Source organism: Streptococcus sp. GMD6S, assembly GCF_000297015.1.
Genome location: NZ_AJRH01000024.1, coordinates 1 through 20,330 on the forward strand (window position 1 = coordinate 1; position 20,330 = coordinate 20,330).

Consider the following 20,330-nt stretch of genomic DNA (forward strand, 5'->3'; position numbering starts at 1 on the left):
TTGGATATAGCGATTGGATAGATTTGCAGCAGCTTCTATAGCCGCATCAGTATACTTGACGTGATGGTAGTCTTCGTATTTCTTTTGAACCCCTTTGAGGATGGTAATGGTTTCTTCGACAGTTGGTTCATCTACCTTGACAGGTTGCATACGTCGCTCTAGGGCGGCATCTTTTTCAATGATGCGGTATTCATTGAGAGTAGTGGCTCCGACCATTTGCAATTCACCACGGGCAAGGGCTGGTTTGAGGATATTTCCTGCATCCATATTGCCATCGCCAGCAGATCCTGCACCAACAATTTCATGGATTTCATCGATAAAGAGGATGATGTCCTCGCGTTTGCGGATTTCTTCCATGAGTTTTTGCATACGTTCTTCAAATTGGCCTCGAATCCCTGTTCCTTGGACTAGACTGACCACATCCAGACGGATGACCTGCTTGCCTTGGAGTTTATGGGGGACATCGCCATCGACAATCTTCTGAGCTAGACCTTCCACAACAGCTGTTTTACCAACACCTGGTTCTCCGATAAGGACAGGATTGTTCTTGGTTCGACGGTTGAGGATTTCGATAACACGGATAATCTCCTCATCTCGACCGATAACAGGGTCAATATCTCCCCGACGAGCAATCTCAGTAATATTGATACCATATTCCTCTAGGAGTCCTTTTTCTTGGCTAGGAGGTGTTTGAAGTGGGCCACGGTTTTGAGGTCCATAACCACCGTTTCCTCCATATCCCCCACCAGATTGAGTTGGAGGGACGTTATTAGAAGAAGGTTTGAAATTGTTCAAATCATTGAAAAAGTCGCCGAAAGGATCAAAGTCATGATTGTTTAAGTCAGTCATTCCTTTAAAGAGGGTATTATTTGGATCTGTTTTGATAATTTTATAGCAATTTTGACAGAGATCAATTTGCTTTTGCTGTCCATTGATATTGGTATACAGATGAATTGTTGAGTCGTTTATTTTACAGTTTTGACAGAGCATACATCTACCTCATTTCATTCTTATTCTTGGTCTAAGAAAAAGGTCAAGAATAGTCAAAGTTTTATACTCTCATTATAGCATGATTAAGGTGTAAAGCAAGTAAAAAGATTGGGAAGTGGTCGTTTTTAAAAGAGGGATTCATGGAGAATCCAGCGACATTGAAGGTAAGAAAAAATCCCATTTGTGGTGACAAAAAGGATTCTCATTTATCGGGCCTTACTGCCCGTTGTTTTTATATTAGTAAAGGAGTTCGTAGATCTCCATTGCAATCAAATCAATGCTATCAAAGGTATAAGTTTCACGAGCTTCTACATCGCGAAGGGTGAAGAGTGATCCATTTTCTTCGTCGTGGCTGTATGCAACTTCTGCGACAACAACACCTTCACGTTCAAAATTACGTTTTAGATTTCCACCATCTTTTGTCATTGCTTCTAGGCGGTTAATGATTCTAACCAAATGTGATTCCATTTTGATTCTCCTCCATTTCTTATCGTTTCTATTTTACCATAAACAAGAGGTAGTTGACTAGAAAAAAACTGTGATTTCTCTCTATTTCTCCATTCTATCAAGTTAATTGTTAAAATTAGGGAAAAAGGATTGAATTTTAATTCAATTCATGTTATAATCATACAATCTAATACATAGAAAGTTGATTGAATATGAATTTTTCTTTTTTACCAAAGTATTTACCATATTTTAACTATGGTGCTCTGATTACCGTATTGATTTCCATCCTTGTTGTCTGCTTAGGGACCATTATAGGTGTGTTACTGGCCTTTGCTCAGCGATCACGCTTTAAACCGCTCGTTTGGTTTGCGAATGTGTATGTTTGGATCTTCCGTGGTACTCCGATGATGGTTCAGATTATGATTGCCTTTGCTCTTATGCATATCAATGCTCCGACTATCCAAGTGGGAATTTTAGGAGTTGATCTTTCTCGTTTGATTCCTGGTATTCTGATTATTTCTATGAATAGTGGAGCTTACGTTTCAGAAATTGTTCGTGCGGGGATCAATGCGGTTCCTAAAGGGCAGTTAGAGGCTGCTTACTCTCTTGGTATTCGTCCGAAAAATGCCATGCGTTATGTCATTTTGCCACAAGCTATCAAAAATATTCTTCCAGCTCTAGGAAATGAATTTATCACCATTATCAAGGATAGTTCCCTCTTGTCGGCGATTGGGGTGATGGAGTTGTGGAATGGTGCAACGACAGTAGCAACAACAACTTATTTACCGTTGACTCCCCTTTTATTTGCAGCCTTTTATTACTTGATTATGACCTCTGTTTTGACAGTGGCGTTGAAAGCATTTGAAAAACATATTGGACAAGGAGACAAGAAATAATGACAGAAACCTTGATTAAAATTGAAGAACTACATAAGTCTTTTGGGAAAAATGAAGTTTTAAAAGGCATCAACCTTGAGATTAAACGAGGAGAAGTTGTGGTCATTATCGGTCCGTCAGGGAGCGGGAAATCAACCCTCCTTCGTTCGATGAATCTACTTGAAGAAGCAAGTAAAGGTAAGGTTATCTTTGAAGGAGTTGATATCACAGATAAGAAAAATGACCTTTTTGCCATGCGTGAAAAGATGGGTATGGTATTCCAACAATTCAACCTCTTTCCCAATATGACAGTGATGGAAAATATCACTTTGTCACCAATTAAAACCAAAGGTGAAAGCAAGGAAGTTGCGAAGAAAAGAGCACAGGAACTGTTAGAAAAAGTTGGCTTGCCAGATAAGGCAACGACCTATCCACAGAGTTTGTCAGGTGGTCAGCAACAACGGATTGCTATCGCACGTGGACTGGCAATGGAGCCAGATGTTTTGCTCTTTGATGAGCCGACTTCAGCCCTAGACCCTGAGATGGTTGGAGAAGTTCTAGCTGTTATGCAAGACCTTGCCAAGTCAGGGATGACCATGGTGATTGTGACTCATGAAATGGGCTTTGCGCGTGAGGTAGCAGACCGTGTTATCTTTATGGCGGATGGAGTTGTTGTCGAAGATGGAACACCAGAGGAGATTTTCGATCAAACAAAAGAACAACGGACCAAGGAATTTTTGAGTAAGGTTTTGTAATACCTCATTTTTAGAAGAAATGGAGTAGGCATCATGGCTTCCAGTAAAGAATATTTAAATTTTATTCTCGAACAGCTATCAGAGCTAGAGGAGATGAGTTATCGTCCAATGATGGGAGAGTATATCCTTTATTATCGTGGGAAGATTATTGGGGGAATCTATGATAATCGTCTGTTACTGAAGCCTGTGAAGCTGGTCATGGATCAACTGGGACAGACTAGGCTTGAACGTCCTTATGAAGGAGCTAAGGAGATGATTTTGATAGAAGACATTGAAGATAAATCATGTCTAATCAGATTAATCAAGGAGATGTATGAAGTCTTACCGGCTCCAAAAGTCAAAAAGAAAGCATAACAAGTTTACCTAGTATAAATAGGCATAAAAGCTCGATAAGGGCTTTTTCTTATAGTTTCAGACTATAGGGTCCATTAGGCAAGAAGTGTTAGGATGGCGAGTTATTTTTTGATATAATAGAGGATATTTGATAGAAAAGAGAAGAGATATGGCTCAGATTATCGATGGGAAGGCTCTTGCGGCTAAGTTACAAGGACAGTTGGCTGAGAAGACGGCTAAACTAAAAGAAGAAACAGGTCTAGTTCCAGGATTGGTAGTGATTTTGGTGGGGGACAATCCTGCCAGCCAAGTCTACGTTCGCAATAAGGAACGGTCAGCTCTCGCTGCTGGCTTCCGTAGTGAAGTCGTGCGAGTTCCAGAGACCATTACCCAAGCGGAATTGTTAGACTTGATTGCCAAATACAATCAAGATCCAGCTTGGCATGGGATTTTGGTTCAATTACCTTTGCCAAAACATATCGATGAAGAGGCAGTTTTATTAGCCATTGACCCCGAAAAAGACGTGGATGGTTTCCATCCCCTAAACATGGGTCGTCTATGGTCTGGTCATCCGGTTATGATTCCTTCGACACCTGCAGGAATTATGGAGATGTTTCATGAATATGGGATTGATCTAGAAGGTAAAAATGCGGTTGTTATCGGTCGTTCAAATATCGTTGGAAAACCGATGGCCCAACTTCTTTTAGCCAAGAATGCGACTGTGACCTTGACCCACTCACGCACCCATCATCTTGCTAAGGTTGCTGCTAAGGCGGATATTCTTGTGGTTGCAATCGGTCGTGCTAAGTTTGTGACAGCTGACTTTGTCAAACCGGGAGCGGTTGTCATTGACGTTGGGATGAACCGAGATGAAAATGGCAAGCTTTGTGGAGATGTTGATTATGATGCTGTTGCACCACTTGCTAGCCACATCACACCTGTACCGGGTGGAGTTGGTCCTATGACGATTACCATGCTAATGGAGCAAACCTATCAGGCAGCGCTTCGAACACTAAACGAGGACTAGGAAGATGAAATTCGTATTTGACCTGGATGGAACGCTATCTTTTGACTACATGACCATAGATGAGGAGATTCAGCAGGTTCTTTTAAAGGCTGAAGATTATGGGCATGAGCTTGTGTTTGCCTCAGCCCGCTCTTATCGGGATTGCTTGGGTTTATTAGGACCTGAACTCAGCCAGCGCTTGGTCATAGGGTTGAATGGTGGCGTGGCCTATCATCTGGGGAAGGCTATCTTCGAAAGAAATCTCGATGCTAGAGTGTATCAGGCGCTAGTGGATTATTGCCAGACTTATAATCTCCCTTTCTTTGTAGATGATTGCTTTGATTATAGTGGTCAGATTGTAGAGAAGATTCCATTTATTTCCAGTGTGGATCCCCTAAAGGTGGCTCGTCATCAGAAACTCGAGGACTTGGGGACTCCGATTAAGGTAGTCGTTTATATGGGTGACCACGAGGATTTGCTTGATGATCTGCTTGGTCAGCTAGAAAGACTAGGACAGGCTCATCTCTCCTATCATGCACATGAAAAGTGCCTTTATGTTAATCCCTTGGATACTCATAAGGCGACAACTGTTGAAAAGTTGTGTGGGGAGAACTTCATCGCTTTTGGAAATGACCAAAACGATATTGAACTGTTTAAGACGTCTCTCTATTCTGTCCAGATTGGAGATTTTACTGGTCTTACTCCATATGCAGATGAAACGTTAGAGCTAAAAGGAGCTCCTTCTCTAGCAGTAGCAGCCAAAATCTTACAGACCTTTGCGGAATTTAAGGGAAAATAGTGTAGAAGGAGGTTCGCCTTCTTTTTATGTAGAGTAATGCAGTCTATAAACTATAAATTTGAAGTTTGAAAAAGATATTAATGGAATTCAATTTGTAGTAGAAAGAGTCTAGAACCGAAAGCTATTTTCATTGCAACTATTCCTTTTAAATGACCCCTTCTTATATATCATTTTATTGGGTTAAATTAATGGAAAATAATTGCAATTTAAGGTGCCTTTTGATATATTTAATATATAAAATACATTATAAAACTTGGTACTTGTTTGTGTATTCAGAAGGAGGTTATTTTTTAAAATAAAGTAAACGCTTACTTTGTATCAAGAAAAAGAAATGAGGATTTTAATGAACAAAAGACTTTTTGATAAACGTTGTCATTATAGCATTCGTAAATTTGCAATAGGTGCGGCATCTGTAATGATTGGGGCTAGTATATTTGGTATTTCTGCTGTACAAGCTGAGGAGGTGGATTCATCCAATGCTAAAACAGAAGAAACAACTGTTCATCAAGCTCAACCTTTAGATAAGCTTCCCGATGATGTGGTAGCTGCTATTGCAAAGGCTGATGAGAATGGTGGGCGTGAGTTTGTAAAACCAAAAGCTGAATCGGCAGAAGACAAAGTGACTAAGGATACAGAACCTACTAACGAGAGTAGTCGTGAATTGGTTAGTCCTAAAGGGGAAACTCCAAATAAAGTAGAAGAAGGAACTAAGGTTGAGGACAAACAGAAATCTGAAGAGGCAAAGCCAAAGCCTGTTGAATCTGCAGTAAAAGCTGGAACAGAAGTAAAAGAGGATTCTAAAAAAACTTCTGAAAAGGACCAAGTGAAAGCAGACACAGAGATCAAATCTTCTTCTGAAAAATCGCAAGTGCTGTCTAGAGAGTCAAACAAAGCCGAAGTTGAAAAGGAAAAACAGCTATTATCGGAACGAAAACAAGATTTTAATAAAGATTGGTATTTTAAACTAAATGCCCAAGGAGATTTTTCAAAAAAAGATGTGGATGTTCATGATTGGTCTAAATTGAATCTTCCTCATGATTGGAGTATTTATTTTGACTTTGATCACAAATCTCCCGCGCGTAATGAGGGTGGCCAGTTAAATGGTGGAACAGCTTGGTATCGTAAGACTTTCACATTAAATGAAGCTGACAAGAATAAGGATGTTCGTATCAATTTTGATGGGGTTTACATGGATTCAAAAGTCTATGTAAATGGTAAATTTGTCGGACATTATCCAAGTGGCTATAATCATTTTTCATATGATATCACAGAATTTTTAAACAAGGATGGTAGTGAAAATTCAATTACTGTTCAAGTGACCAATAAGCAACCAAGTAGTCGTTGGTATTCAGGAAGTGGGATTTATCGTGATGTAACCCTGAGTTATCGTGATAAAGTCCATGTTGCCGAAAATGGTAATCATATCACTACTCCAAAACTTGCTGAGCAAAAAGAAGGGAATGTTGAAACACAGGTTCAAAGTAAGATTAAAAATACGGATAAGAAGGCTGCTAAAGTCTTTGTGGAACAACAAATTTTTACTAAGGAAGGTAAGGTTGTTTCAGAATTAGTCCGCTCTGAAACGAAGAATTTAGCAGAAAATGAAACTGCAGATTTCAGACAAACAATCCTAGTTAATAAACCAACTCTTTGGACGACAAAAAGTTATCATCCTCAACTGTATGTGTTGAAAACAAAGGTTTATAAAGAAGGTCAACTAGTTGATGTAACAGAAGATACATTTGGTTACCGTTATTTCAATTGGACTGCTGAGGAAGGTTTCTCTCTGAATGGTGAACGCATGAAATTCCACGGAGTAAGTATTCACCATGACAATGGAGCCTTGGGGGCAGAAGAGAATTATAAGGCTACCTATCGTAAATTAAAACTCTTGAAAGATATGGGGGTTAACTCTATTCGAACAACCCACAATCCAGCGAGTCCTCAGTTGCTTGATGCTGCAGCTAGTTTAGGTCTCTTGGTTCAAGAGGAAGCTTTTGATACTTGGTATGGTGGCAAGAAGACTTACGACTATGGACGGTTCTTTGATCAAGATGCAACTCATCCGGAGGCTAAGAAGGGTGAGAAGTGGTCTGATTTTGATCTCAGAACAATGGTAGAACGTGATAAGAACAATCCGTCTATCGTCATGTGGTCTCTTGGAAATGAGGTAGAGGAGGCAAATGGTAGTCCTCGTTCTATCGAGACAGCTAAACGTCTGAAGGCTATTATCAAGGCGATTGATACTGAACGTTATGTCACCATGGGTGAAAATAAATTTAGTCGTGCAGCGACAGGTGATTTCTTGAAACTCGCAGAAATCATGGATGCTGTCGGTATGAACTATGGTGAACGTTTTTATGATGCGGTTCGTAGTGCTCATCCAGACTGGCTCATTTATGGTTCTGAAACCTCTTCAGCTACTAGAACGCGTGATTCTTATTATAACCCTGCTCAAATCCTTGGACATGACAATCGTCCAAATCGTCACTATGAACAATCTGACTATGGTAATGACCGTGTTGGATGGGGAAGAACAGCTACTGAATCATGGACTTTTGACCGTGATCGTGCTGGCTATGCTGGACAATTTATCTGGACAGGAATTGACTATATTGGAGAACCGACTCCATGGCATAACCAAGATAGTACACCTGTCAAGAGCTCTTACTTTGGTATTATTGATACAGCTGGTTTACCAAAGAATGATTTCTACCTTTACCGTAGTGAATGGTATAGTGCTAAAGAAAAGCCAACTGTTCGCATTTTACCACATTGGAACTGGACTGAAGAGACCCTTAAGGAACGCAAGATGCTGGTTGATGGAAAGGTTCCGGTTCGTACCTTCTCAAATGCTGCAAGCGTCGAATTGTTCTTAAATGGAGAGTCACTTGGTAAAAAGGAATTTACTAAGAAAACGACAGAAGATGGACGTCCATATCATGAGGGGGCTAAACCAAGTGAATTGTATCTTGAGTGGCTTGTGAAATACCAACCAGGTACACTGACTGCGATTGCTCGAGATGAAAATGGGAATGAAATTGCGCGTGATAGTGTGACAACTGCTGGGGAGCCAGCAAGAGTTCGTCTGACTAAAGAAGAGCATGTTATCACTGCAGATGGAAAAGACCTATCCTACATCCATTACGAAATTGTTGATGGTGATGGGAATGTGGTTCCAACAGCTAACAATCTTGTTCATTTCAATCTTCATGGTCAGGGACAAATCGTTGGTGTGGATAATGGAGAACAAGCTAGTCGTGAACGCTACAAAGCTCAAGCAGATGGAACATGGCAAAGACGTGCTTTCAATGGTAAAGGGGTTGTCATTGTAAAATCAACAGAAAAAGAAGGTAAATTTACTCTTTATGCAGATTCTGCTGGTTTAACTTCTGATAGCGCAACAGTCGCAACTGTGTCTGGTAAGAAAGAAAACCGTCACTTTGTAGCCTTTGCTCCTGTAAAAGCAACAACTGACGTGACAACAAATCCTGAATTGCCTCAAACAGTAACAGCTATTTATAGCGATGGTAGTGTTGAGGAAAAGACTGTAACATGGGACGTGCCATCAGACTTGCTTACAAGTGCAGGTGAAAAGAAAGTCTCTGGACGAGTGGAAGGTTTGGAAACCCCAGCTGAGGCACTTGTTAAAGTGATTGCTTTAGATAGATGGTTACCAAAAGTTGCTACAGTCCCAGTTGGAACGAATGCTGCTGATTTGGATAAAACGGTCACTGCTGTTCTGACAGATGGTAGCTTGATTGATACTGATGTTGTTTCTTGGACCTTGAAAGACCCTGCTGCTTTGAACAAGGAAGGTGGACGTACGGAGGCTACTGGTAAATTGGTAGATGACGACCGTGAAGTGACTGCAACCTTTATCGCAAGTAGTAAGGAAACAACAAGTAGCATTACAGGACTTACTGTTGGGGATAAAGCTCTTGAGAATTTTGAGTCTGGCAAGACCTATTACCGTGTATCTCTTCCTTACACTGGAACAATTCCAAGTGTTGGAGCTCAGAGTACCGGATATCAAGTAACTGTTCAGCAAGCTTCTGCTGATAATGGTTATCAGGCTTCTCTCTTCTTGAGTGACCAAAAGGGTGACTTGGTTCAAACTTACTTAATTCAGTTTGTGAAGGAAGCTCCTGCTTTGAAACGTTTGGAAGTGGTTGTAGAAGGAAAAGAAACTGCCACTGAAGATCAAGTATTAACTTATCACGTCATTGGTCGTTATGAGGATGGTTCACAAACAGAATTTTCGGCTTCAGATATTCACTTAGAAGCTAAATCATCTGATGGGGGACATCTTGAGGTGAATGGTCAGAATCTATTGCTCTATACTAAGGGAAGAGTGACTTTGACACCTCGAATCGATAATCAAACAGAGAAAACAGAATCTTTAACTACTGAAGTAGTGATTAAAGAAAATAAAGTTAACAAGAAGATTGTGAAACTGCATCCTGTATCTGTTTCTACAGACATCAATCAGCAACCGAATCTACCTAAAGAAGTTGGAGCAGAATTTGATAAGGGCTTACCACGCAAAGTATCTGTAACTTGGGATAAGGTAGATGAAAAAGAGTTGGGGCACTATCATAGCTTTACGCTTAAAGGACATGTGGAAGGTACAGATATCGAAGCACAAGCGACTGTAACGGTTGAAGGATTGCAAGTTTCAGAGGAAATCAGCCTCACAGTACCTAAGGGTGAGACGGTTCAATTGCCAGCCAATGTCCGGACTTACCATTCTAACGGAACAACTATCTACAAAGATGTTGTTTGGGATCAGGTTCCAGCTAACTTTAGTCAAACTGAAGGGGTCTATGAAATCAATGGTCGTTTAGTAGGTAGCAATCTGACAACTAAAGCTCATGTTCGAGTGTCTAGTCAAGTGGTTGCTGGAAATAATATCTCTAAACAATGGACAGGTTCACAATTACCAGCTGCCATTGTATCCAATACAGGTGGAGATGATTCAGCCAATACCTTGAACGACTTGACTGTATCAAGAACGCCATCAGATACTAAAAATAGATGGACAACTTGGAGAACAAATACTGATAATGACTGGGCTTCTATCTTATTTGGTAATTCAGGAGACTTGACGAAACGTTTTGTCAACAATTTGTCGGTTGATTTCTATACTGATGGAGCAATTGGTCTTCCAAAAGAATATGTAGTTGAATATTATGTAGGTAAAGAAATTCCTGATTTACCAAGTGATGTCAGTCATGCGCAACGAGCTAGCAATCATCCATTTAACAATCCAGACAATTGGAAAGCAGTTGAAAACTTACATGCTCCAAGTCAGCTATCTGCAACTCAAACAAATCACTTCACATTTGACAAGGTAGAAACCTATGCTGTTCGTATTCGTATGAAGAAGGCTGATGGAACTTCAGGTGTTGGTCTGACAGAGCTAACTGTCCTTGGAAACAAGGTAGTAAGCTCTACAAGTTCAGAGATTTCTATCAAGGTAGATGGCAAGGATCTTGAACACTTTAATCCATCTAAGACCGATTACTATATTCCTCAATCTAGCAAAGAAATCACTGCAACAGCTAGCAATAATGGTTTGGTAACAGTTGTTCCTGCAACCAGTCCAAAAGGTGCAACACGTCTCATCTTAAAAGCAGAAGATGGTACGGTATTGAAAGAATATAGAATCTTCCGCAATGATGAGAGAGAAACTAGTCAACCTCTTGCTGCAGAAAATAGTGCTAAAATCTTGAATGTTGGAGATGCTCTTCAACTTCCTTCAGAAGTCACTGTTTATTACCCAACTTCAACTACTTGGACTACAGATAAACTGGCAGTGAAATGGGATGCTATTCCTGAACATGCAACAGAGCATGAGGGAACATTTGAAATTACCGGTCATGTCATTGGTACAAATCTAACGACTAAAATGCAGGTGACAGTTGTTTCTAAAGGAAATCAAGTCATTTCAGAAAATCCAAGCAACAATGAAACGGATTCTAAAGCCTTTGCTTCGACAACGAACGATACACAAGCAGCTTCACATGATCGAATTTTCTATATCAATGATGGAAAATACAATGAAGATGGACGTTGGACAAACTGGTCTCGTACTCCGAAAAATGAAGAAACTTCTGTCGGACTACTCTTTAAGAAGGACGGTAAAATTGCCACCCAATCTATTGGAAAAGTAGCTATTCAGTTCTTTAAAGATAGTGGAACAGATGCCCCAGAGAAAATGGTTCTAGAAAGATATATTGGCCCTGCCTTTACAGAACCAAGTACGATTTCTCGTTATGAAGAAAATGCTGACCATCCATTCAACAAGGCAGAAAATTGGGCACCTATTCCTTACAAAGCTTCTGGAGAATTAGTAGCTGGTAAACCAATCGAGTTTAATTTTGATCCGGTTCAAACGACAGCAATTCGTGCTCGCATGACTCGTAAGGCTACTACCAATGGTCTTGCACTTGTAGAATTTACAGCCTACTCTGCAGGCAAGGGAGCAGAAGTGGAAACACCATCAGCGACTATTTCGATCGACGGAAAAGCATTGGAAAACTTTGATCCAAATGTGACAGATTACACTCTAACAACAATGGGTTCAAAACCAAAAGTCACTGCAACAACTAGTGGACATGGAGTAGTTACAGTTGTGGATTCTGGAAATGCCAATCTTCCAACACTGGTTCGTCTTGTTTCCAAAGATGGAAATCTGGTGAAAGAATATCGTTTACACTTTAAGTCTACCTTCCAAACAACACCAACAGAAGGCGTTAAGAACTTAGTAGTAGAAACTCCAAGTTTGGAAATTGAAAAGACTCCGCTTCCGTTTAAAGAAGTTATTCGTGAAAACCCTGAACTTGCTCAAGGTCAACGTCGTATCGTTTCTGAAGGACAAGATGGAGAAAAAGTTGACTATATTCAAGTTTTGGGTACTACTAGAAGTCTTGTTCATTCTGAAGAAAGAAAGGCTCAGGATCGCATTGTTGAAGTAGGAGTGAAAGCATCTATTTCAAGTAGTAAAGGCGAGGAGCCTGCTCCAGTCAATGAAGTTCCAGAATTCAAAGGAGGTGCTAACTTTGTAGAAGCAGCAGTAAATGAAGTTCCAGAATACACAGGAATTCTAGCCACAGTAGGAGATCAAGCAGTACCAAGTGTTGAGAAACCTGAATTTAAGGGTGGCGTTAATGCTGTAATGGCTCTAGAACATAAACTTCCAGAGTACCGTGGTATTCTAGCTACAGTAGGTAATCAACCAGCACCGACAGTAGAAAAACCAGAGTTTAAACTAAGTTCGTTAGAAAAAGTTCAGACTCCAGAAACACCAGTTCAAGTTGCTAAGGAAGACAAGAGATTGCCAGAAACTGGTGAAAAACAGTCAGAAACAGCTGTTTTCTTGGCAGGTGTTACCTTGGCCTTGTCAGCAGCTTTATTAACTGCAAAACTCAAAGAAGATTAGTCTCAGCGTCTAATGACATCCTATTTGTAGATATTAGTCGATGATTAAAAATTGGTTTCTTTTTCAACTATTGTAAGTTGATGGCATCTAAAAACTGGAGAAGACAATCATGGTCTTCTCCAGTTTTATATAGGTGTAAGCAAGAGAGGTGAATTGTACCCCAAAAGTTAGACAGAAAAATAGTAATCCAAATTGCAAGGTGTGTACCTTTTTGTTGTATAATGGAGTGAGGTGATTAGATGATTTTAAAAATTTATAATGGGGAATATAGTTTACAATGGGATGGAATATACTACTTAGCACTAATTGATTATCCAAATATTCAAGAGTGGGAATTAGAAAAAATTGCTAAATTTATAGCTTACGAAAAACTTCATAAACGTCAAACAAGTATTGAGTGTGCTGATTCTTGTTTAAAAGAAGAAATTTTAGATTACATCTGTCAGCATCTCTTTCTTCCACCATTTATCCCTACAGATAAAAGAGTAGCTTCGACTTATGATCTACATAAGAAGTTAGTGACTTCAGACTACTGTAGTCATACTACGACTATAGATGCAGCGATTTCTATTTTTAAAACAGGCCAGCTCTTATCTGCTGTAAAAGCTTTTGGGAAAGGTGCTGAGGAGTTGGTTTTGGATAGTCGAAATGCTGCATCTGATCCGAAAGATTATTTTGACTATGTCATGTTAGGATGGTCAAATACAAGTTCTGGTTATCGATTGGCGATGGAGCGTTTATTAGATCGAGCTCCTTCAGAGGAAGAATTACAAGACAAGTTTATTCCTGGAGTAAGTTTTCATTTTATCTATACAGATTTGATTAAAGTTCCTGGTTATATTTTTGATGGTTACCATGTTGCAAAAATTAAGGACATGCTTAATTTATTAAGTGAGTTGTATATTTGCATTATTCCAACTCATAATAAGTGCCAATTTGAAAATATTATTCCAACTAAAATACAAGATAGGGTGCATTATCTTGACTATGCTGGAGAAGACTTAGAAGAGTGGACTAAGAAAGTCTATCAAGTTGTTTTAAAACAATCAGATAAAGGATAGTTGAGGAAAAATCGATGAAAGTGATTGATCAAGCTTTACTAGAAAAAGTCATTATTGAACGTTCTCGTCACAGTCATAAAGGAGATTACGGGCGCCTGCTCTTGCTGGGAGGGACCTATCCTTATGGGGGAGCTATCATCATGTCAGCTATTGCATCTGTCAAAAGTGGGGCAGGTTTGGTGACTGTTGGTACGGATAAGGAGAACATTCCGGCTCTGCACAGTCTTTTACCTGAGGCCATGGCATTTTCTCTTCAAGACCAGCAATTGTTAAAAGAGCAGTTGGAAAAGGCAGAAGTTGTCTTGTTAGGTCCGGGTTTGCGAGAGGATGCATTTGGAGAAGAACTTGTAAAACGGGTCTGTGACAGCCTTAGAAAAGACCAGATTTTGATTGTAGACGGCGGTGCTTTGGGCATCTTAGCAAAAGCTCATTTGACATTCCCATCTAGTCAGCTCATCCTAACCCCCCACCAAAAGGAATGGGAAAGACTGTCTGGTATAGTTCTTGACCATCAAAATACAGAGGCGACTGCTAGGGCTCTTTCTGCTTTTCCTCAAAGGACGATTCTAGTCGAGAAGGGTTCAGCGACTCGTATCTGGAAAGCTGGTCAGTCTGAATATTATCAGTTACAGGTTGGAGGTCCCTATCAAGCAACTGGTGGGATGGGAGATACTCTGGCTGGGATGATTGCAGGTTTTGCAGGTCAGTTTCACCAAGTCAGTCTCTATGAGAGAGTGGTGGCAGCAACTCACCTTCATTCAGCTATTGCGCAAGAACTAGCTCAAGAAAACTACCTTGTCTTGCCTACCGAAATTAGTAAAGCTCTTCCGAAAACAATGAAAAAAATATCTCAAAAAGGCAGCTAATACCTTGGTTGCCTTTTTATGTTGATGTAGCTTTGTTGATAAGGTTTTCAAATACCTCAGAACTAGCGACCAACTGCTGAACTTGCGTGAAATTCTCACTTTTAAGGTCTTGATTTTTACTCAAACTCGCAAGGAAAGCGAGATTGTTATCAAAGTTGAGGGGTGTCAAATCATGCTTTTTTTGATATAATTTTTAATGATGAATGCGAGAAATGATCGGTATGTGGTCGTTGATTTAGAGGCGACCAGCACCGGAAGCAAGGCAAAAATTATTCAAGTAGGCATTGTGGTGATTGAGAATGGTGAAATCATTGATCAGTATGCGACCGATGTCAATCCCCATGAACCCTTGGATTCTCATATCAAAGAATTAACGGGTCTGACCGATCAGCGTTTGGCTGCGGCACCAGAGTTTTCTCAGGTGGCCGGAAAAATTTTTGAATTGGTTAAGGACGGTATTTTTGTTGCGCACAATGTACAGTTTGATGCCAACCTTCTTGCAGAATTTCTCTTTTTTGAAGGATATGAATTGCGTACACCGCGGGTGGATACAGTTGAGCTTGCCCAAGTTCTATATCCTCAGTTTGAAAAGTATAACTTAGGTATCCTTTGTCAAGAGTTGGGCATTGAGCTGGAACATGCCCATACTGCCCTGTCAGATGCTCAGGCAACAGCTGAACTCTTGCTCTACATGCGTCAAAAACTATTTGAGTTACCAAAAGGGCTCTTAGAAAGCTTGCTAAAACTTGCAGACAACCTTCTCTATGAAAGTTATCTGGTGATTGAGGAGGTCTATCAGCAACAATCTCTCTTATCTTCGCCCGACTTGATGGAACTTCATGGGCTTTTCCTCAGAAAGGAAAGCAAAGCCTTAGTCCCACAAAAGTTATCCAAAGACTTTGCTAAAAACATTTCTTTATTGGGGCTGGAGGAACGTCCACAGCAGCTGGATTTTGCGGAGAAGGTTGAGCAATTATTGGAAGAACACCAAACTTCCTTTATCCAAGCCCAAACGGGACTGGGCAAGACTTATGGTTATCTCCTTCCAGCTTTGAACTCGGAGAGTGAAGCTGGAATCCTAGTGAGCGTTCCGACCAAAATTCTTCAAAATCAAATCATGCAAGAAGAAGGTCAGCGCTTAAAAGAGGTCTTCCATCTGGAAATTCATAGTCTCAAGGGGCCTCAAAATTATTTAAAACTGGATGCCTTTCACCGAGTTCTCCATCGACTGGAGTCCAATCGCCTTTTCACACGCTTTAAAATGCAGTTGCTTATCTGGCTAACAGAGACAGAGACAGGTGACTTGGACGAAATAGGGCAACTTTATCGCTATCAGCATTTTCTGCCAGAACTAGTCCACGATGGCAAGCTTTCAAAGAAAAGTTTATTTGCCACAGAGGATTTTTGGAAACGAGGGCAGGAAAAGGCAAAAACCAGTCGTGTTCTTCTGACCAATCATGCTTATCTGGTCACTCGTTTGGAAGACAATCCAGAGTTTGTCGATAACCGTTTAGTAATCTTGGATGAGGCTCAAAAAATGCTGCTAGCTCTCGAAAATCTAGCCCAGCAGGCTTATCGTCTTGAGGATCTTGTAACCCAGCTTGATAAGTCCTTGGAGACAGAGGAAGATTTGGTTCAGAAACGCTTGCTTGAGAGTATCGGCTTTGAATGTCGTTACTTGATGGAGCACTACCAGTCAGGCCTTAAGAATGGAAAGTGGTTGGATTCTCTTGAAGAGTTGCGCCAGCATTTTTCGGAGCTAGCTCTCCCAGAGTATAGAGAGATTGCAAACTTTTTCACCTCGGACCGTGAATTTTGGCTTGCTACAGCAGAGAAATCGAGCAAGGATGTCTTGATTTGTTCAAGTAAAAAAGGCCGCTTTATACTAGCAGACTTATTGCCAGAAGATTGTAGGCTCCTAGGAGTATCGGCCACTCTTGAAATCAGCAATCGGGTTTCCCTAGCAGATTTATTGGGATTTCCGGATGCTCCGCTTGTTAGGCTTGATGTAGCAAAACAGGAGCAACAAGAAGTCTTTCTAGTCGATGATTTTCCTCTTGTGACAGAAGTTTCACCTGTTGACTATGCTAGTGAAGTGGCTTCTGTCATTCGAAGCTTACAAGCCTTTCAAGAACCCATACTGGTCTTGTTTACTTCAAAAGAAATGCTGCTGGCAGTTTCGGACCTGCTCGACCAACCGCATCTAGCTCAGTATAAAAATGGGGAACCAAGTCAACTGAAAAAACGTTTTGAAAAAGGTGAACGCAAGATCTTGCTTGGAACAGGTAGTTTCTGGGAAGGGGTTGATTTTTCAACCCATCCTTGCGTGATCCAAGTGATTCCGAGATTGCCTTTCCAAAATCCCCAAGAGCCTTTAACAAAAAAATTAAACCAGGAACTGCGTCAAGAAGGGAAAAATCCTTTCTATGATTATCAGTTACCGATGGCGATCATTCGGCTAAAACAAGCCCTTGGTCGTACTGTTAGACGGCCCAACCAAGGTTCGGTTGCTCTAATCTTAGACAGTCGTGTTGTCAGCAAGCGTTACGGCAAACAAATCGCCCAGACCTTGTCAAAAGAAAGGGCTGTTCAGGTTCTTTCTAGAGAACAGCTAGAGCCTGCTGTAGCTGATTTTCTCCAATCCCGTCGCAATAGAATGAAAGAAAAATCCCAGAAAGAGAAAAGGTAAAAAATATGAAACGATCCTTCGACTCTCGAGTCGATTATAGCCTCCTCCTACCAGTGTTTTGTTTACTGGTGATTGGAGTAGTGGCCATTTATATAGCAGTTAGTCATGACTATCCAAATAATGTATTACCAATTCTAGGTCAGCAAATCGCTTGGATTTCCTTGGGGCTTGTCATTGGATTTGTGGTCATGTTCTTTAATACCGAGTTTTTATGGAAGGTGACTCCCTATCTTTATGGTCTAGGGTTGGCTTTGATGGTCCTACCTCTTGTTTTCTTCAATCCAAATCTTGTAGCGTCAACAGGTGCCAAGAACTGGGTATCGATTGGTGGAACGACACTTTTCCAGCCATCGGAATTCATGAAGATTTCCTATATCTTGATGTTGGCTCGAGCCATTGTAAGATTCACTCAAAAACACAAGGAATGGCGACGGACTATTCCCTTGGATTTCCTATTGATTGGTTGGATGATCGCCTTTACCATACCAGTCTTGCTCCTCTTAGCCCTACAAAGTGATCTGGGGACTGCCTTGGTCTTTGTAGCTATTTTTTCCGGTATGGTTCTCCTTTCAGGTGTTTCGTGGAAGATTATCATTCCGGTCTTTGTGACAGGAGTGACTGCAGTTGCAGGCTTCATGGCCATCTTTATAAGCAAGGATGGACGTGCCTTCTTGCATCAGATTGGGATGCCAACTTACCAGATCAACCGCATCTTGGCTTGGCTCAATCCCTTTGACTTTGCGCAAACAACGACTTACCAACAGGCGCAGGGACAAATTGCGATTGGAAGTGGTGGCTTGTTTGGACAAGGTTTCAATGTGTCCAATCTCCTCATTCCAGTACGTGAAAGTGATATGATTTTTACCGTAATTGCTGAAGACTTTGGCTTCATTGGTTCGGTCTTTGTCGTTGCTTTATACTTGCTTCTTATTTACCGGATGTTGAAGATTACGCTCAGGTCAAACAACCAGTTCTACACCTATATCTCGACTGGATTTATCATGATGTTGCTCTTCCATATCTTTGAAAATATCGGTGCCGTGACAGGCTTACTTCCTTTGACAGGGATTCCTCTGCCTTTCATCTCTCAAGGGGGCTCCGCAATTATTAGCAACCTCATTGGTGTCGGTCTCCTCTTGTCTATGAGTTACCAGACCAATCTAGCGGAGGAGAAAAGTGGAAAAGTTCCATTCAAACGAAAGAAAGTCGTCCTAAAACAAATCAAATAAGGAGGTCACTATGGCAAAAGTTGCAGTTATTTTAGCCCAGGGTTTTGAAGAAATTGAAGCCTTGACAGTAGTTGATGTCTTGCGTCGAGCAAACATTTCATGTGATATGGTAGGATTTGAAGAGCAGGTGACAGGATCGCATGGCATTCAGGTGAAAGCTGATCGTGTTTTTGATGGCGATTTGTCCGACTATGACTTGGTCGTTCTTCCGGGTGGTATGCCAGGCTCAGCTCACCTACGAGATAATCAAGCGCTCATTTCACAGATTAAAGCCTTTAACCAAGCAGGAAAGAAAATTGCTGCCATCTGTGCAGCCCCAATCGCTCTTCATCAAGCAGGTGTCCTGAAAGACAAGCACTTTACTTGTTATGACGGAGTTCAGGAGCAAATTACTGACGGAATTTATCAAAAGCAAACAGTAGTTGTGGATGGCAATCTAACAACTAGCCGAGGACCGTCAACCGCACTTGCCTTTGCCTATGAATTGGTAGAGCAATTAGGAGGAGATGCTGAAAGTTTACGAGACGGCATGCTCTATCGAGATGTCTTTGGAAATCAACAGTAAGACGAGAGTTCGGCTCTCGTTTTTTAATTTACTCCATGTCTAAAAAATGTTTCATATGATTGTCTTGCGATTTTATATCAAACTTTTATAAATCAATCAAGATTCGTTTAACATAAGAAGGAATCTATCTCTAGAAATGTTAGTGTTTTCAAGTTGTTAGATAGAATAGTTCAGATTTCTACTGAAATCAATAGATTCATGAAAAGATATAATATTCAATAAATGCTATATTAAACGGTCTTATCATGCGAATTAATCTGCTTGTATTAATTTGAAATATAAAGTACTTTCTCTGTAATATAATTGAAACATGTTACTAGTATATTAAAATTAGTAAGAATTTTTTGCATATACGAAACTGGGGGAGTGATATGTTGGAAACTTTTGGAAAAATATTCAAAGTCATTAGAGAATCAAAAAAAATGTCCCTGAAAGAGGTAGCTGCTGGTGATATTTCCGTGGCTCAGCTATCCCGTTTTGAACGGGGAGTCAATGGGATCACACTTGATTCTTTTTATTGCTGTTTAAAAAATATGGCCGTTTCCCTAGAGGAGTTTCAGTATGTTTACCATAATTACATTGATTCAGATGATGTGCTGTTCTCAAAAAAAGTAGCTGATGCATATCAGGAAAACAATGTTGTCAAGCTCCAAAATATTTTGTCAAGCTCAGAAGCTTTGACCGAACAGTTTCCTGAGAAGAAAAACTATAAACTCAATACAATCATTGTCAGGGCCCTCTTGTCCTCCTGTTGCTCAGATTTTCAGATTAGCAAGAAGGATATTGAATTCCTGACGGATCATCTCTTTTCTGTTGAGGAGTGGGGACGTTATGAACTCTGGCTTTTTACAAACAGTGTTGATTTGATGACCTTGGAAACGCTGGAAACCTTCGCTAGTGAGATGATCAATCGTACCCAGTTTTATAATAACCTACCTGAAAATCGCCGCCGTATTATCAAGATGCTACTTAATGTCATTAGCGTCTGTATCGAAGGAAACCATCTGCTAGTTGCTATGAGGTTTCTCAATTATCTCGACCACTCTAAAATTCCTGAAACAGATCTATATGATCGAACGCTGATTAAGTATCATAGGGCTCTCTACTCCTACAAGGTTGGGAATACCAATGCTCTCAGTGACATCGAGCAATGCCTATCTTTTTTTGAATTTTTAGATTCCTTTGGTGTTGCTCAAAAGCTTAAAGAACAGTTTGAAAGAATTTGCCTTTCATAGTTGTAGATGTGCAACAAAAAATGATCATTTTGAAAA

General features: G+C 40.5%; 14 protein-coding genes. 12 read left to right on the forward strand and 2 right to left on the reverse strand.

Annotated features, from left to right (window positions below):
• Together GMD6S_RS05340 and GMD6S_RS05345 are read right to left on the reverse strand one after the other, a co-directional pair.
• Positions 1 to 990 (reverse strand): AAA family ATPase (locus GMD6S_RS05340; RefSeq protein ID WP_000882478.1); only part of this gene is annotated, 990 nt, incomplete at its 3' end.
• A gap of 237 nt (positions 991 to 1,227) precedes the next feature.
• Positions 1,228 to 1,458, reverse strand: coding sequence for a DUF1797 family protein (locus GMD6S_RS05345; RefSeq protein WP_000443577.1), 231 nt, complete (start codon positions 1,456 to 1,458; stop codon positions 1,228 to 1,230).
• A gap of 191 nt (positions 1,459 to 1,649) precedes the next feature.
• On the opposite strand from GMD6S_RS05345, the gene GMD6S_RS05350 reads away from it, so the two are divergent.
• The 12 genes from GMD6S_RS05350 to GMD6S_RS05405 all read left to right on the forward strand — a co-directional run bounded on the left by GMD6S_RS05350 (position 1,650) and on the right by GMD6S_RS05405 (position 20,294).
• Complete coding sequence (locus GMD6S_RS05350) at positions 1,650 to 2,333, forward strand: amino acid ABC transporter permease (protein WP_001011621.1); 684 nt, start codon at positions 1,650 to 1,652, stop codon at positions 2,331 to 2,333.
• The gene (locus GMD6S_RS05355) at positions 2,333 to 3,067 is read left to right on the forward strand and encodes an amino acid ABC transporter ATP-binding protein (protein WP_000140927.1); all 735 of its coding nucleotides are present in this window, start codon (positions 2,333 to 2,335) and stop codon (positions 3,065 to 3,067) included. The genes GMD6S_RS05350 and GMD6S_RS05355 overlap by 1 nt, the downstream gene beginning before the upstream one ends.
• A gap of 33 nt (positions 3,068 to 3,100) precedes the next feature.
• Positions 3,101 to 3,421 (forward strand): TfoX/Sxy family protein, encoded by a 321-nt coding sequence (locus GMD6S_RS05360; RefSeq protein WP_000168538.1) that lies wholly within the window; start codon positions 3,101 to 3,103, stop codon positions 3,419 to 3,421.
• 148 nt (positions 3,422 to 3,569) lie between these two features.
• On the forward strand, positions 3,570 to 4,427 hold the full coding sequence (locus tag GMD6S_RS05365) for a bifunctional methylenetetrahydrofolate dehydrogenase/methenyltetrahydrofolate cyclohydrolase (protein WP_000057224.1): 858 nt from the start codon (positions 3,570 to 3,572) through the stop codon (positions 4,425 to 4,427).
• 4 nt (positions 4,428 to 4,431) lie between these two features.
• Positions 4,432 to 5,205 (forward strand): HAD hydrolase family protein, encoded by a 774-nt coding sequence (locus GMD6S_RS05370; protein ID WP_000673621.1) that lies wholly within the window; start codon positions 4,432 to 4,434, stop codon positions 5,203 to 5,205.
• A 343-nt stretch (positions 5,206 to 5,548) separates the two neighbouring features.
• A complete protein-coding gene (locus GMD6S_RS05375) occupies positions 5,549 to 12,649 on the forward strand; it encodes an SIALI-17 repeat-containing surface protein (RefSeq protein ID WP_001042481.1) in 7,101 nt (2,366 codons plus the stop codon).
• A 239-nt stretch (positions 12,650 to 12,888) separates the two neighbouring features.
• A complete protein-coding gene (locus GMD6S_RS05380; protein WP_000601053.1) occupies positions 12,889 to 13,710 on the forward strand; it encodes a hypothetical protein in 822 nt (273 codons plus the stop codon).
• Between the two features lie 14 nt (positions 13,711 to 13,724).
• On the forward strand, positions 13,725 to 14,576 hold the full coding sequence (locus GMD6S_RS05385) for an NAD(P)H-hydrate dehydratase (protein ID WP_000863000.1): 852 nt from the start codon (positions 13,725 to 13,727) through the stop codon (positions 14,574 to 14,576).
• 199 nt (positions 14,577 to 14,775) lie between these two features.
• Positions 14,776 to 17,265, forward strand: a complete 2,490-nt coding sequence (locus tag GMD6S_RS05390) for a bifunctional DnaQ family exonuclease/ATP-dependent helicase (RefSeq protein WP_025172601.1) — start codon at positions 14,776 to 14,778, stop codon at positions 17,263 to 17,265.
• A 5-nt stretch (positions 17,266 to 17,270) separates the two neighbouring features.
• The gene (locus GMD6S_RS05395) at positions 17,271 to 18,494 is read left to right on the forward strand and encodes an FtsW/RodA/SpoVE family cell cycle protein (protein WP_000830416.1); all 1,224 of its coding nucleotides are present in this window, start codon (positions 17,271 to 17,273) and stop codon (positions 18,492 to 18,494) included.
• Between the two features lie 10 nt (positions 18,495 to 18,504).
• A complete protein-coding gene (locus tag GMD6S_RS05400) occupies positions 18,505 to 19,059 on the forward strand; it encodes a DJ-1 family glyoxalase III (RefSeq protein ID WP_001140928.1) in 555 nt (184 codons plus the stop codon).
• A 371-nt stretch (positions 19,060 to 19,430) separates the two neighbouring features.
• Complete coding sequence (locus GMD6S_RS05405) at positions 19,431 to 20,294, forward strand: helix-turn-helix domain-containing protein (RefSeq protein WP_000894366.1); 864 nt, start codon at positions 19,431 to 19,433, stop codon at positions 20,292 to 20,294.
• The last annotated feature ends 36 nt before the right edge of the window (positions 20,295 to 20,330 follow it).

Excerpts from the sequence above, each read along its gene's own strand:
- GMD6S_RS05345 (WP_000443577.1), bottom strand. The coding sequence starts at position 1,458 with ATGGAATCACATTTGGTTAGAATCATTAACCGCCTAGAAGCAATGACA.
- GMD6S_RS05350 (WP_001011621.1), top strand. The coding sequence starts at position 1,650 with ATGAATTTTTCTTTTTTACCAAAGTATTTACCATATTTTAACTATGGT.
- GMD6S_RS05355 (WP_000140927.1), top strand. The coding sequence starts at position 2,333 with ATGACAGAAACCTTGATTAAAATTGAAGAACTACATAAGTCTTTTGGG.
- GMD6S_RS05360 (WP_000168538.1), top strand. The coding sequence starts at position 3,101 with ATGGCTTCCAGTAAAGAATATTTAAATTTTATTCTCGAACAGCTATCA.
- GMD6S_RS05365 (WP_000057224.1), top strand. The coding sequence starts at position 3,570 with ATGGCTCAGATTATCGATGGGAAGGCTCTTGCGGCTAAGTTACAAGGA.
- GMD6S_RS05370 (WP_000673621.1), top strand. The coding sequence starts at position 4,432 with ATGAAATTCGTATTTGACCTGGATGGAACGCTATCTTTTGACTACATG.
- GMD6S_RS05375 (WP_001042481.1), top strand. The coding sequence starts at position 5,549 with ATGAACAAAAGACTTTTTGATAAACGTTGTCATTATAGCATTCGTAAA.
- GMD6S_RS05380 (WP_000601053.1), top strand. The coding sequence starts at position 12,889 with ATGATTTTAAAAATTTATAATGGGGAATATAGTTTACAATGGGATGGA.
- GMD6S_RS05385 (WP_000863000.1), top strand. The coding sequence starts at position 13,725 with ATGAAAGTGATTGATCAAGCTTTACTAGAAAAAGTCATTATTGAACGT.
- GMD6S_RS05390 (WP_025172601.1), top strand. The coding sequence starts at position 14,776 with ATGAATGCGAGAAATGATCGGTATGTGGTCGTTGATTTAGAGGCGACC.
- GMD6S_RS05395 (WP_000830416.1), top strand. The coding sequence starts at position 17,271 with ATGAAACGATCCTTCGACTCTCGAGTCGATTATAGCCTCCTCCTACCA.
- GMD6S_RS05400 (WP_001140928.1), top strand. The coding sequence starts at position 18,505 with ATGGCAAAAGTTGCAGTTATTTTAGCCCAGGGTTTTGAAGAAATTGAA.
- GMD6S_RS05405 (WP_000894366.1), top strand. The coding sequence starts at position 19,431 with ATGTTGGAAACTTTTGGAAAAATATTCAAAGTCATTAGAGAATCAAAA.